This is a genomic window from Rhizobium sp. P32RR-XVIII (genome assembly GCF_012641395.1).
Classification (GTDB): Bacteria; Pseudomonadota; Alphaproteobacteria; order Rhizobiales; family Rhizobiaceae; genus Rhizobium.
On record NZ_JABAIH010000003.1, the window covers coordinates 390,287 to 402,726 of the forward strand.

Annotated in this window: 11 protein-coding genes; 3 read left to right on the forward strand and 8 right to left on the reverse strand. The window is 60.4% G+C overall.

Annotated elements, in window-relative coordinates:
• Window positions 1-6 precede the first annotated feature (6 nt).
• Entirely contained in the window at window positions 7-837 is an 831-nt protein-coding gene (locus HGP14_RS11475) for a transporter substrate-binding domain-containing protein (protein WP_168829961.1), read from the reverse strand.
• 247 nt (window positions 838-1,084) lie between these two features.
• Between HGP14_RS11475 and HGP14_RS11480 the strand changes: the two genes are divergently transcribed.
• Window positions 1,085-2,977 carry a bifunctional sugar phosphate isomerase/epimerase/4-hydroxyphenylpyruvate dioxygenase family protein gene (locus tag HGP14_RS11480; RefSeq protein ID WP_168829962.1) on the forward strand — a complete coding sequence of 631 codons (1,893 nt, stop codon included), beginning with the start codon at window positions 1,085-1,087 and terminating at the stop codon, window positions 2,975-2,977.
• A gap of 9 nt (window positions 2,978-2,986) precedes the next feature.
• On the opposite strand, the gene HGP14_RS11485 is transcribed toward HGP14_RS11480, so the two are convergent.
• The 4 genes from HGP14_RS11485 to HGP14_RS11500 all read right to left on the reverse strand — a co-directional run bounded on the left by HGP14_RS11485 (window position 2,987) and on the right by HGP14_RS11500 (window position 6,058).
• Window positions 2,987-3,661, reverse strand: a complete 675-nt coding sequence (locus tag HGP14_RS11485; RefSeq protein WP_168829963.1) for a GntR family transcriptional regulator — start codon at window positions 3,659-3,661, stop codon at window positions 2,987-2,989.
• Between the two features lie 42 nt (window positions 3,662-3,703).
• A complete protein-coding gene (locus tag HGP14_RS11490; protein WP_168829964.1) occupies window positions 3,704-4,393 on the reverse strand; it encodes a GntR family transcriptional regulator in 690 nt (229 codons plus the stop codon).
• A 399-nt stretch (window positions 4,394-4,792) separates the two neighbouring features.
• Window positions 4,793-5,341, reverse strand: a complete 549-nt coding sequence (locus HGP14_RS11495; protein ID WP_168829965.1) for a DUF4863 family protein — start codon at window positions 5,339-5,341, stop codon at window positions 4,793-4,795.
• A 21-nt stretch (window positions 5,342-5,362) separates the two neighbouring features.
• Window positions 5,363-6,058 (reverse strand): nitroreductase, encoded by a 696-nt coding sequence (locus HGP14_RS11500; RefSeq protein WP_168829966.1) that lies wholly within the window; start codon window positions 6,056-6,058, stop codon window positions 5,363-5,365.
• Window positions 6,059-6,180: 122 nt separating this feature from the next.
• Here HGP14_RS11500 and HGP14_RS11505 point away from each other — a divergent pair, with 122 nt between their 5' ends.
• The gene (locus HGP14_RS11505; protein ID WP_168829967.1) at window positions 6,181-7,131 is read left to right on the forward strand and encodes a LysR family transcriptional regulator; all 951 of its coding nucleotides are present in this window, start codon (window positions 6,181-6,183) and stop codon (window positions 7,129-7,131) included.
• Window positions 7,132-7,319: 188 nt separating this feature from the next.
• Here HGP14_RS11505 and HGP14_RS11510 read toward each other — a convergent pair whose 3' ends face one another.
• From HGP14_RS11510 to HGP14_RS11520, 3 genes are read right to left on the reverse strand one after another with little or no spacing between them, the layout of a single operon-like run.
• On the reverse strand, window positions 7,320-8,288 hold the full coding sequence (locus tag HGP14_RS11510; RefSeq protein WP_168829968.1) for a substrate-binding domain-containing protein: 969 nt from the start codon (window positions 8,286-8,288) through the stop codon (window positions 7,320-7,322).
• Window positions 8,275-9,600: an ABC transporter permease gene (locus tag HGP14_RS11515; RefSeq protein WP_168829969.1), complete on the reverse strand. Its 1,326-nt coding sequence runs from the start codon at window positions 9,598-9,600 to the stop codon at window positions 8,275-8,277. The genes HGP14_RS11510 and HGP14_RS11515 overlap by 14 nt, the downstream gene beginning before the upstream one ends.
• Window positions 9,597-11,198: a sugar ABC transporter ATP-binding protein gene (locus HGP14_RS11520; RefSeq protein WP_168829970.1), complete on the reverse strand. Its 1,602-nt coding sequence runs from the start codon at window positions 11,196-11,198 to the stop codon at window positions 9,597-9,599. The genes HGP14_RS11515 and HGP14_RS11520 overlap by 4 nt, the downstream gene beginning before the upstream one ends.
• 218 nt (window positions 11,199-11,416) lie before the next feature.
• On the opposite strand from HGP14_RS11520, the gene HGP14_RS11525 reads away from it, so the two are divergent.
• Complete coding sequence (locus HGP14_RS11525; protein ID WP_168829971.1) at window positions 11,417-12,409, forward strand: LacI family DNA-binding transcriptional regulator; 993 nt, start codon at window positions 11,417-11,419, stop codon at window positions 12,407-12,409.
• Window positions 12,410-12,440 lie beyond the last annotated feature (31 nt).

Here is a 12,440-nt window from a genome sequence, read left to right on the forward strand (position 1 = left end):
AGTGACTTAGTTGACGGCGAACGGAATGCCGTCGAGTTTCTCGGGAAACTCCGGAACCGGAACCTTCATCCACTTGTCGTAGATCTTCTTGAGCTCACCGTTCGCCTTGATCTTGTCGATGAAGGCATTGATCGAGGCGTTGATTTCCTTCTCGCCAAGGCGCGTGCAGGCACCGTTGTAGAGCTTCTGGAATTCGAGCTTGTTTTCAAATTCCCCCGGACGCGCTTTTTCGACACGATCCATGTAGAAGATGTTGCCGCCAAGCGCCTGCACCTGGCCGGACACCAGAGCCTGGACGCTGGGCGCATCACCATCGAAGCGGCGGATGGTTGCGCTCTGTGGTGCGTTCTTGGTGACCTGCGTGTCCTGGGCCGCGCCCTTTGCGACGCCGATCGAAAGATTGGCCATGTCCTCATTGGTCTTGATCGACATCGTTTTCGGGGCGATCAGGACGATGGCGTTGGCAACATAAGGCTTGCTGAACTGAACAGCCTTGGCGCGATCCGGTAGCATCGCCATTGTCGCGAAGAGCACGTCGACGCGACCCGTCGTCAGCGCTGGGATACGGTTGTTGACTTCAAGAGGCACGAACTCGACCGACACGCCCAGTTCCTTGGCATAGAGCGATGCGATATCCGCATCGAGACCGTCCTGCTTGCCCGCGCTCGTCACAAAGCCCCACGGCGGGTTGTCGCCCTGGATGCCCACGATGAGCTTTCCTCTGGCCTTGACCTCCTCAGGCGTGATGGCGGCCGCCGGCTTTGCAAGCCCGATGGCAGCCACGATAGCAGCGGCACCCAGCATGGCATTTCGGCGCGTCAGCATCGACTTGAACATTGATTCCTCCTCCTTTTGCGGTCGCTTTCGACCCAACAGTCATCCTCTCCCGACTGTATGACCACTTGTTTGCCAGAGGAACAGGCGTAAATCAACAGAGTTTTTCAAAATCATATGATACTTTCGATTTGATCAATTGAATTGAAATGCTCACGACATTTGACATAATGCCATGAGGAGGAGGTTGGCGGCTATATGCAAGTCAGCCAACTGGCCCTCGTCTTGCCGATGGAAAGGGTTGTTGATCATGAAGACCTCGATTGCGACGGTAACGCTGAGCGGTGAACTGCCGGAGAAACTCGAAGCCATCGCGCAGGCGGGCTTCGATGGCGTCGAGATCTTCGAGAACGACTTCCTGGCCTTCGACGGGAGCCCTGCCGATGTTGGCAGGATGGCGAATGACCTGGGGCTGAAAATAACGCTCTTTCAGCCCTTCCGCGATTTCGAAGGCATGCCGGATGCGCTTCGAAGCCGCACCTTCGACCGGGCCGAACGCAAGTTCGACGTCATGCAGGAACTCGGAACCGACATGGTTCTCGTCTGCTCGAACGTCTCGCAGGCGGCCCTCGGCGGCATTGACCGCGCGGTCGCCGATTTTCACGAGCTTGGCGAGCGAGCAGCCAAACGTGGCCTGAAGATAGGTTACGAAGCGCTCGCCTGGGGGCGTTATGTCAACGACCATCGCGACGCCTGGGAGATCGTACGCCGCGCCGATCATCCCAATGTCGGACTTATTCTCGATAGCTTCCATTCCCTGTCACGAAAGATCGACATCAACTCGATCCGTTCGATTCCAAAGGAGAAGATCTTCATCGTCCAACTGGCGGATGCGCCGCTGATCGACATGGATCTGCTCTATTGGAGCCGCCATTTCCGCAATATGCCGGGCGAAGGCGATCTGCCCGTCACGGCCTTTACCGAGGCTGTGGCCTCGACAGGCTATGATGGTTATTTCTCGCTGGAGATCTTCAATGACCAGTTCCGGGGCGGCTCGACGCGGGCAATTGCCGCCGATGGCCACCGGTCACTGATCTATCTGGCCGATCAGGTTCGCCGGAGCGTCCGGACGCCGATCGGCGTTCCCATGCCAGAACGCGCTGCTGTCAAAGGTGTCGGTTTCGTCGAATTTGCCACCGATGAAGATGAGGCCGTCGAGCTGGTCGCCCTGCTCGGCGCTCTCGGCTTCCGCAAGGCTGCCGTCCATCGCTCCAAGAAGGTGACGCTGTTCGAACAGGGCGGCATCCGCATTCTCGTCAATGTTGATACCGCTGGCTTTGCGAACGCGGCCTATGCGGTCCACGGTACATCTGCCTATGCGCTGGCGCTCGTCGTGGATGATGCTGCCGAGGCGTATCGCCGGGCGCTGGCGCTCGATGCCGAGCCCTTCCGCCAGCCTGTCGCCGATGGGGAACTGGAGTTTCCCGCCATTCGCGGCGTCGGCGGCGGCCTCGTCTACCTCATCGATGACAAGAGCCCGCTCGGCCGTTTCTCGGAAATCGATTTCGAGCCCGTTTCGGAGAAGAATGGTCGTGCTGCTGGTGCCGGCCTGCAGCAGATCGATCATATCGCCCAGACAGTTGCCTATGACGAAATGCTGACCTGGCTGCTCTTCTACACCTCGATCTTCGAGACCAGGAAGACGCCCATGGTCGATATCATCGATCCGAGCGGTGTCGTGCGCAGCCAGGTTGTCGAAAATGAGTCCGGTACGCTGCGCATCACGATGAACGGGGCGGAAAATCGCCGCACGCTCGCCGGTCATTTCATCGCCGAGAAATTCGGCTCGGGAATCCAACATCTGGCCTTCTCGACCAACGATATATTCGCCACCGCCCATACTCTTCGGGTGGGAGGTTTCAAGGCGCTCCATATCTCGCCAAACTACTACGATGACGTCGAGGCCCGCTTCGGTCTGGAGCCCGACCTCACCGAGCGGCTGAAAACAGAAAACATCCTCTATGACCGCGACGAGCATGGCGAATATTTCCAGCTCTATAGCGGCACATATGGCGAGGGCTTCTTCTTCGAAATTGTCGAGCGCCGCGGCTACCGCGGCTATGGTGCGTCCAATGCCATTTTCCGCATTGCCGCGCTCAAGAAGCAGATGCGGCCGGAGGGCATTCCCAAGGACGCCGGTTGATGCCTGAAGTCAGGCAATGCGCCCGCTTTTCAGGACATGCTCCACGCCGCTCTCGACGTGCCGGCGGATGACGGCTCGAGCCCCCTCGATGTCGCGCTTCAAGGCGAGCTCGAACAGGAGCTTGTGGTCGTCGACGACGGCCTTGCCGCGAAAGCTCTGGGCCAGCATGTGATAACGCAAAAACCGGTCGAACACGGAAGAAAGCGCCGCCATCAGCGTCGCGGAATTGCAGGCTGAGACGATCGCCTGGTGAAATTCCCAGTCATAGCGAACCCAGTCGATGGTGCGTGACGCATCGCCTGCAAGCAACTTCCTCTCCGCGGCCGCCAGCTTGTGGTGGGCTGCAACGATGCGCCCCTCCCATTCGAGATTTCCGGCCGCGAAGGACAGGCCGATCGCATGGGTTTCCAGCACCGTGCGCAGGTCGGCGAGTTCTTCAAGCTCTTTGCGGGATGCAGGGCTGACCTCGAAGCCGCGCTGCCCCTCCGCCAGCACTAGGTTTTCCGTGGTCAGGCGACTCAGTATTTCGCGCAGCGACGAAATGCTGATCGAGTAGCGTTCCTTGGCTTGCTCCAGTTTGATCTTCGCACCGGGCGCCAGGGCCCCCGAGATGATATCCTGACGGATCTGCCGGAACACGACGTCGCTCACGGTCTCCGAAGGTTCACCAGTATTTTTGAGCATGTAATCCTCTGCTTCGCGCAAGCATGCGAGTGCCGCAAGACGCTATCCTGCTTGCGAGGGAAGGGCCGATAGCAGTCCTTTTCCGAGCGCGTGCTCCACCCCTGCCTGGATGTGGCGCTGAAGGACTTTCTTTGCGGTCTTGCTGTCACGCTGCAAAGCGGCGCCCAGAAGCTGCCTATGCTCCTGTTCTGCGACATCTCCACGATAAGAGAGGGCAACCATCTGATACCGCAAATATTTGTCGAAGACGGCGGAATGTGTCTCCATGAGCAGACGGGATCCGCAGGCGGATATCAGGGCCTGATGAAATTCCCAGTCGTAGCGTTTCCAGTCTTCGGCTCTGCTGGTGTCGCCCGAAGCCATCATCTTTTCCATTCGCGCCAGTTTGTAATGGGCGGACACGAGCCGAGCCTCCCATTCCACGTCGCCCTGGTCAAACGACTGCTCAAGTGCGTGCTCCTCCAACAATAGCCGAAGTGCTGCAATCTCCCGAAGGTCGGCAACCGACATCGGCGCAACGTCGAAACCGCGCTGGCCTTCCGCCACAACAAGCCCTTCGGATGTCAGGCGGTTCAGGATCTCCCGCAACGTGCTGACGCTGGTCTCGTAGGAGGCCTTCAAATTATCGAGTTTCAGCTTCTGGCCCGGAACCAGCCGGCCAAAAATGATGTCGCCGCGTATCCGCCGGTAACTGCTTTCTGCGATAGTTTCGATCGGAAGCTCGACTTGCATGAATTCCTCAAAGATTTTCAATTCTGTCATATATATCGAATAGCCGCTCCTTTCAATCAGGGGCTCCCCGCTTTACGGATCTGGAATCGATTTCCTGGGTCGTTGACCGCCGTGTCAGGAGTAGGGGACGTATACATCCGTCTCCGGGCCTAATCAGCCGAATAGCCAGGCAAGCGGAAGTGCCATGCCTCGTCCATCGCGATTAGAATCCAAAGGGTGCTTAGGTGGGTTTTCAGAAAAGCCATCGGGGTCGCCAGTCAAGCTTTCCCGTTTACCGTTAGTAACGGTGACCGTGCTGCTCCAGCACGGTCACCTCATCAATCCTAGCCGGACAGGAAGACTGCCGCTCGGCCATTTAACCATCGACGACAAGCGTGCGTTCCGGTCTGATAGACCAAGTCAGCTGTCCGGTGCCTCGATGTCGTAGGAGATGCGCCCGGAAGGCAGGAGGAAGAAGGCGATCAGCGCGCCGCCCCTGGCCTCGGGATAGTGATGGCTGCCGGGGGCGGGCGCCGTCCATCCGGCATGCCGCCATCCCAGCGGCCCCATCAGTTCGGCGGTCGGCTCCAATGGCACAACGAGGTTGAACTCGCCATACGGATGGAGATGATAGTCTCCCCGGAAAGCGTGAGCCAAATCCGGCTTCTGGTCGGCGGGGAGGCGGCCCTGACGGCTGTCCATGTAGACGGTCGTTAGACTGAAATAATGCGTTCTCGCGGAAGGCTCGAGAAGACGGCTGCGCCGGTAATGCCGCCCGCCGATCTCGACGTCGGCTGCCCAGCCGTCCTCGACGCCGCGCCTCACACGGCGCGCGAGGTCTTCGTAGACTGCATTGCCAGGACCGTGCTTGTCGTTCAGCCAACGCTCCATTTCCGCGCCCGGCGTCTTGTCTTTTATTTGATCGATGAAAGCAATTGTTGCCTCGATCAGTTCGTCACGTTCAGTCATGAAAGTTCCTCCAGGAAGGGCTTAGAAGCCGTGAAATGAAGCGATGTCTTCGATCGGCGCTTTCGGCATCGGCGGTCGTCGCTGTGACCATTCGGGGTCGGCAAATCCCATCGACATGCCGCAGACCACCATCTCCTCCGGCGCAAGCGGCAGATGGTGGCGGATGACGGCATGGTAGCGGGCGAAGAATTCTTGGGCGCAGGTGTCGAAACCGCGTGCCCGCGCCGCCAGCATCACGTTCTGAATGAACATGCCAAGGTCGAGCCAGCTTCCCTTTTCCAGGTGTCGATCGATCGTGAAGATGAGGCCGACCGGAGCGCCGAAGAACCGGTAGTTGCGCGCGGTCTGCGCGGCGCGCGCGGCTTGATCCTTGGCGTCAATGCCAATCGACCCATAAAAGACGGCGCCGAACTCCCGCCGGCGCGACGCATAAAGCTCCGGCAGATTTTCCGGGAAATAATTGTATTCGGCTGAATGGGCACCGGCCTCGGTCTCATGCGCAACTCCGATCGCTCCGACCAGCGCCGCTTTGGCATGGCCCGTCACCAGATGTACCCGCCAGGGCTGCACATTCCCTCCTGTCGCGGCATGACGTGCTACGTCAATGATCTGGGTGACCGTCGCAAAGCCTACAGGGCGATCCACGTAGAACCGGTTGGCAAACCGACCGCGCATGACGTGGTCAACGGCGGAGACTGTATCTGGGTCGCTGGTCATCGCTGGTGTCCGTTAAGTAGTTCGACGCCCCGAGCATCGCCCGGCCGGCCCGTTTCAGGAAGTGCAATGTTGACAATATGAAAATGCATGGCATGCATTATTGTCGGAGACCTTGTGAACGCATGAACAACCTCGACCTCAATCTTCTTGTCGTTTTCGATGCGGTGATGCGGGAACGAAACGTGCTTCGTGCCGGCCAGGCGATTGGGCTTAGCCCCTCGGCGGTCAGTCACGCGCTCTCTCGGCTGCGCGCCCTGTTGAACGACGAGCTTTTCGTCCGTACAGCTGCGGGAATGGCGCCGACAGCGCGCGCGACCGAAATGGCGCCACTGGTGCGGGATGCGCTGGTGGCTGCCGAGCGGGCGATAGGTTCCCCGGTCTTCGAACCTGAAACCTCTGCTCGCCAATTCTGCATCGCGGCGACGGATTATATGACGGCCGTGGTGGTCCCGCATTTCCTTCGGACCCTGGCGTCACTTGCACCGCATGCGGGCGTGACGATCCTGCCTGCGACAAGGATCGACCTGACAGCACAGATAGATGTGGGACGGGTTGACGTGGCTCTCGGTTCCTTCTCGGACATTCCCCATCGTCTTCGTGCCCAGCTGCTCTTTGATGAGCGGGACGTGGCGATGGTTGCCCCTGATCACCCCCTTGCCGGTCGCCGCATCACCGTCGATCAGCTTTCCGCCCTTCCTCTCTTTGTGGTGGCAGCGGGCGGCATCGAGGATGGGCAGATATCCGAGCGCGGCTTGACCCGGCGGACGGAAATGTTTGATCGCGCGACGCTTGCGGGAGAGTTCGCGAAGATCGGCGCGACGCCGAACCTGAAGGTCGTCCAGCCGCACTTCCTCGCGCTTCCCACGCTGCTGGCCGGAACGTCAGCGGCGGCCATCGCCCCCGCCAGACTGGCTGACGTTTTTCTCAGATCGGGTTCCGTGGCGGTCTCGGAGTTGCCTTGGTCGGCGCCTGCGACGCCCGTTCAAATGGTGTGGCACAATCGCTTTGGTCATGACCCAGCCCATCGGTGGCTGCGCTCAAAGCTCGAAGATGCGGCGCGGCAGAGCAGCTGAGGATGCCCTGCGGCGGCCGCCGCCAGCGACCATCATCGCGCTAGACAGCACTGAGGTTCCGGTCGCTCGCGTGAGGCGTCCAGTCACCTTCGCAGAACGGAGACGCTTCCAAGGTTCTTGACGAAGCACGCCTACTAAAGAGCGCGGACCGGCGCTGCACGCCGGTCCGTTTTCGTCCAGCACCGGACTTACATGCCCTTTTCCTTGAGCACCTGTTCGGCATTCTCCTTGGTTACCTTCATCGTATCGAGGACGACGGTCTTTTCTACCTTTTCGCCGTTAAGATGCTTGATCGCCTGACGCAGGCCTTCCGCACCCGGAGTAGCGTAGAGGAAGGTGGCAGTCAGTTCACCATTCTTTACCCAGGTCACGCCTTCGCCCGGCAGCGCATCAATGCCGATGAACTTGATTTCCTTCTCGCGGCCAGCATCTTTGGCGGCGAGATAAGCGCCATACGCCATTGGGTCGTTATGGCCGTAAACGAGATCGATCTTCTCGTTGTTGCGCAACGCGGTCGCCATGATGTTATAGGCCTGGTCCTGCTTCCAATCGCCCGACTGCTGGTCGAGCAGGTTCTTGATGCCCGGCTCCTTGTCGGTGAACTCATGGAAACCGTCGTGCCGGTCATGCGCCGGCTGCGTGCCCATGCCGCCCCAGATCTCCACGACGTTGCCTGTCGCCTTTCCCTTGCCGCCGAGCAGTTCCACCGCATATTCGCCTGCCGCACGGCCGATCAGCTTGTTGTCGCCGCCGACGAACTGGATGTATTTGTCGGTGTCGACGTTGCGGTCGAGCACGAAGACGGGGATCTTGGCGTCTATCGCCTGCAGCACGACGCCGGTCAGCCCGGCGGATTCCTTCGGCGAGATCAGAATGGCATCAACTTCCTGGCGGATCAGGTTCTCGACATCGGCCACCTGCTTTTCCGTCTTGTCCTCGCCATCGGTGATGATCAGTTCGACCTCGGGATGGTTGGCAGCCTCAGCGATGATGTCCTTGTTGAACTGGGCGCGCCAGGGCTCGATCGTGGTCGCCTGCGAGAACCCGATGCGGAACTTCTTGTCCTGCGCCATCGCGTCATGCGAGGCGACAAGCGATGTGGTGGCGAAAAGCGCGGCTGTAACGACCGCCATCTTCAACATGTCACGACGTTTCATTTCCGTTTCCTCCAGTGTTGAGAGACATAGTCTCCTTAGGCGGACGCTCCTCCCCGGACGCCTCCGATCTCGCGTGCCGCGGCATGGTGAGCCGGAAACGCGCAAGAATATCGCGTGCATTGCGCTCCTGAACGAGCACCGTGCCGATGATGATGAGACCCTTCAGCACAAGCTGAAGGTTCGAGTTGATGTTGTGGAGTTGCAGGATGTTGGATAGCAGGCCGAAGATCAGCACGCCGCAGAAGGTGCCGGCCAGGCTGCCGCGGCCACCCATGAGGCTGGTGCCGCCGATCACCACCGCGGCGATCGCATCGAGTTCCAGTCCCGCTCCCGCATCGGGCTTTCCCTGCCGATATTGCGCGACATAGAGGATCGCTGCGATGCCCGCGAGCAGACCGGACATGGCATAGGCGACGATCTTGACCCTGCCGCTGTCGATGCCCGATAGCCGCGCCGCCTCCTCGTTGCCGCCGATCGCATAGACGAAGCGGCCGAAGGGCGTGAACTTCAGCACCACGCCGTAGAGCACGATTGCGGTTATGAAGAAGATGCCGGGCATCGGGATGATGCCGAAGACGAGCGAGCGCAAGATATCGAAATCAGCCGTCGCATTGGAGCCGGTATAGACGGGTAGCACCGCATTGTTCTGTCCCGCCGTCAGGCGCGCGATGCCGAGCGCCGTTACCATCATCGCCAGTGTCACGATAAAAGGCTGCAGCCGGCCCACCACGATGATCACGCCGTTGATAGCTCCGAAGAGCAGCCCCACCGCCGGCACGACCAAGAGCACGCCGAGCACACCGAATTTGCTCTCGCTCTGCGGTAGCAGGAAGAAGAGCAGAAGTGCTGCGATGCCGAGACCGACGAAAGCCGGAACATAGATGCCGCGTGTCGCATCGAGCGTGAGGTCGCGGCCATGGGCGACGCCGGTGCGGCTCTTCTCGATGTTCAGGAAGACGAAGCGTGTCACCGCCGCACCGATCACGAGGGCTGCCAGCAGCGCGGCAGGAACGCCGACGAAGAAGGCGGGCGTATCGCCCGGCACGGTAAGCAGCATGGCGCAGATGACGCTGCAGATCGCCATCAGTGAACCGACCGAGAGATCGATACCGCCGGTGATGATGACGGCCGTCATCCCGGTAGCGATCAGCCCTGTCGTGGAAACCTGCCGAAGCACATCGAGCAGGTTGCCGCTCGAAAGGAAGATGTTCCTTCCCGACGAGGTCACGGGCGACAAAGTCACGCCGATCAGGAAGATGGCGATCAGCCCCCAGTAAAGCTTCGTGCGTGAGACGAGTTTCATGACCGTCATGCAGTCACCTTTCCCTGCCTTCTCAGCGAACGCGGCGCTGCGAGCTGCATGATACGCTCCTCGCTTGCCATGCCCCGGTCGAGAATGCCGGTCTGCCGGCCTTCCGACATGACGAGGATGCGGTCCGCCAGATGCAGCAGCTCCGGCATTTCCGAACTCACCACAACAATTGCCATGCCCTCGCCAGCGAGCCGGAAGATCAGCTCGTAGATCTCACTCTTGGCGCCGACATCGATGCCACGGGTCGGTTCGTCGAGAAGCAGGATCCGCGGATCGGCGGCAAGGCATTTGCCGATCACCACTTTCTGCTGATTGCCGCCCGACAGCGTACCGGTCACCTGATCCGTGCCGGACGCCCGGATGCCGAGCGTTCGGACGGCGTTCGCCGCCAGCGCCTCCTCGCCGGAAAAATCGCGGATGCCGAAGCGCGCCAGCCGTCCGACGCGCGGAAGCGCGACATTGTCGGTGATCGTATCGTGAAGATGCAGTCCCTGCACCTTCCGGTCCTCGGTGACATAGGCAATGCCGAGGCGACGCGCATCGACCGGCGAGGTCACGGTAACCGGCCTGCCTTCGATGAGAATCTGCCCGCCGACCTGTCCTTCCGTCGCGCCCGTGATCGCCTGCAGGATTTCCGTCCGGCCTGCGCCGAGCAAGCCGCCGATCCCGAGAATTTCACCGGCTGCGACCTCGAAGGTGACGCCCCGCAGCACCTGCTTCCAGCCGCGGCGATCGGAAATCGCGAGCGCGAGGTCGCGAACCGAAAGCACGGCCGCGCGACCCACATCGGCGCCGTCCCGGGCGTGTTCGGACCGGTGGAGATTGCGCCCCACCATGGCGGAGATGATCTGATCCTCGTCAATGTCAGCCATTGCCCTGGTCCAAACGTGACGACCGTCGCGGAACACCGTCACCCGATCGCTCAACTGCATCACCTCGTCGATGCGGTGGGATATGTAAATGATGCCGACCCCCGAGGCGGCGAGCTGCCGCATGATCGCGAACAATCGCTCGCATTCGCCGGGCGACAGAGCAGACGTCGGCTCGTCCATGATCAGAACGCGAGCATCGAGCGAGAGCGCTTTCGCGATCTCGACGAGCTGCTGCTCGCCAACCCTCAGCGTGCTGATCCGCGCCTCCGGGTCGAGTGCTATACCGAGGCGGGCAAGCAGCGTCCGTGCTTCGCGAGTGCAGGTCTTGCGGTCAACGAAAAGGCCGCCAATCAGCGGCTCGCGCCCGAGGAACATGTTCTCGGCGACGGTCAGTTCAGGGACGAGATTGAGCTCCTGGTGGATGATTGCCACACCGGCCGCCTCGGCATCTCGCACGCTGGCAAAGCGCATCCTACTGCCGTCGATCTTGATCGTTCCGTCGTAGTCGGAATAAACGCCGGACAGGATCTTCATCAGTGTCGACTTGCCGGCGCCGTTCTCCCCCATCAGCGAGTGGATCTCGCCGGACACAAGGTCGAAGCTCACGCCGCCAAGCGCCGTGATGCCGCCGAATGTCTTGAAAATGTCCTTGGCAGCGAGCAATGGCGCGCCAGGGAGAAGAGGCGCAACGACGCCCCCGGGAAAAGCATTCGCGTCGTCCTGCATGACAATGACGGCCTCCCCCCATCTCTGTCCCGCGGCGGCTGCAAGCGATGGATGAAAGCTAATCTAAACGTTTAGATTATGTCAAGGGATTCCAAGGATGGCGGGTTCTGCGATATTGCCGAAAAGACACCAATACCGTAAGTATTAGCGAAATTGGCATTCTAAACGTTTCGAAAATGGACCCGGTTTCGTCAAAGCGAAGAAAATCGGCACCGACGATGCTCGACGTCGCGGCGACAGCGCGAGTCTCGGTTGCGACCGTCTCCGCCTTCGTCAACGGCACGGCACCGGTCAGCACTGAGCTGCGTGGCAGGATTGAGCATGCAATCCAGTCGATCGGATACAAGCGCAATGCCATCGCCCGCAGCCTGAAAATGGGTACCACCAAGACAGTCGGCCTCGTCATCGCCGATATCACCAACCCCTTTTTCACCGATGTGACCTCGGTGATCCAGGATGTCCTTCACCGGTCGGGCTATGCGGTCATGCTCTGCTGCACCGACGAAGATCCTGTTTTGCAGGACGAACAGATTTCGCTCCTGGTCGACCGCATGGTGGATGGCCTCATAATCGCGCCGGCCGGCGACGACCATGCCCTCGAACGTTCGCTCGCCAAAACCGACATCCCGACCGTGCTCATCGACCGGATTTGCAACGGCATCGATGCCGATGCCGTCGTGCTCGACAATCAGCGCGCGGTGCATGACGCCATCAACTATCTCATAGGCCTCGGTCACCGCCGGATCGGATATATTTCCGGCTCGCCCGACACCTGGACCGGTCGGAGCCGTCTTGCCGGCTATAAAGCAGCTCTCGAAGCCGCGGGCATCCCGTTAAGCGATGAACTGATCCGGTTCGGTAATTTCCGGGAACGCGACGCTTATAATGCCGCCATGCAACTCCTCGTACAGCCCGAGCGGCCAAGCGCGCTCTTTTCCGCCAACAACCTCATGGTGATCGGCGTTATGAGGGCGATCCGCGACATGGGCCTGCGCTGCCCCGACGACATTTCGGTCTCGAGCTTCGACGACTTCCCCTGGGCAGATGTTTTCCAACCGAACCTGACGGTGATTGCCCAGCCGGTCCATGCCATCGGGGAGCAGGCGGCACAGTTGATCCTTGAACGAATTGCCGGGCGCAATGAGCAGCCGAGCCGGCAGATCGTGCTGGCGGGGCGCCTGATGATCCGCGCTTCATGCCGGCCTTGCTGATCATCGAGACGCTCGAGGGTGGCAAAGGTGC

Excerpts from the sequence above, each read along its gene's own strand:
- HGP14_RS11475 (WP_168829961.1), bottom strand. The coding sequence starts at position 837 with ATGTTCAAGTCGATGCTGACGCGCCGAAATGCCATGCTGGGTGCCGCT.
- HGP14_RS11480 (WP_168829962.1), top strand. The coding sequence starts at position 1,085 with ATGAAGACCTCGATTGCGACGGTAACGCTGAGCGGTGAACTGCCGGAG.
- HGP14_RS11485 (WP_168829963.1), bottom strand. The coding sequence starts at position 3,661 with ATGCTCAAAAATACTGGTGAACCTTCGGAGACCGTGAGCGACGTCGTG.
- HGP14_RS11490 (WP_168829964.1), bottom strand. The coding sequence starts at position 4,393 with ATGCAAGTCGAGCTTCCGATCGAAACTATCGCAGAAAGCAGTTACCGG.
- HGP14_RS11495 (WP_168829965.1), bottom strand. The coding sequence starts at position 5,341 with ATGACTGAACGTGACGAACTGATCGAGGCAACAATTGCTTTCATCGAT.
- HGP14_RS11500 (WP_168829966.1), bottom strand. The coding sequence starts at position 6,058 with ATGACCAGCGACCCAGATACAGTCTCCGCCGTTGACCACGTCATGCGC.
- HGP14_RS11505 (WP_168829967.1), top strand. The coding sequence starts at position 6,181 with ATGAACAACCTCGACCTCAATCTTCTTGTCGTTTTCGATGCGGTGATG.
- HGP14_RS11510 (WP_168829968.1), bottom strand. The coding sequence starts at position 8,288 with ATGAAACGTCGTGACATGTTGAAGATGGCGGTCGTTACAGCCGCGCTT.
- HGP14_RS11515 (WP_168829969.1), bottom strand. The coding sequence starts at position 9,600 with ATGACGGTCATGAAACTCGTCTCACGCACGAAGCTTTACTGGGGGCTG.
- HGP14_RS11520 (WP_168829970.1), bottom strand. The coding sequence starts at position 11,198 with ATGCAGGACGACGCGAATGCTTTTCCCGGGGGCGTCGTTGCGCCTCTT.
- HGP14_RS11525 (WP_168829971.1), top strand. The coding sequence starts at position 11,417 with ATGCTCGACGTCGCGGCGACAGCGCGAGTCTCGGTTGCGACCGTCTCC.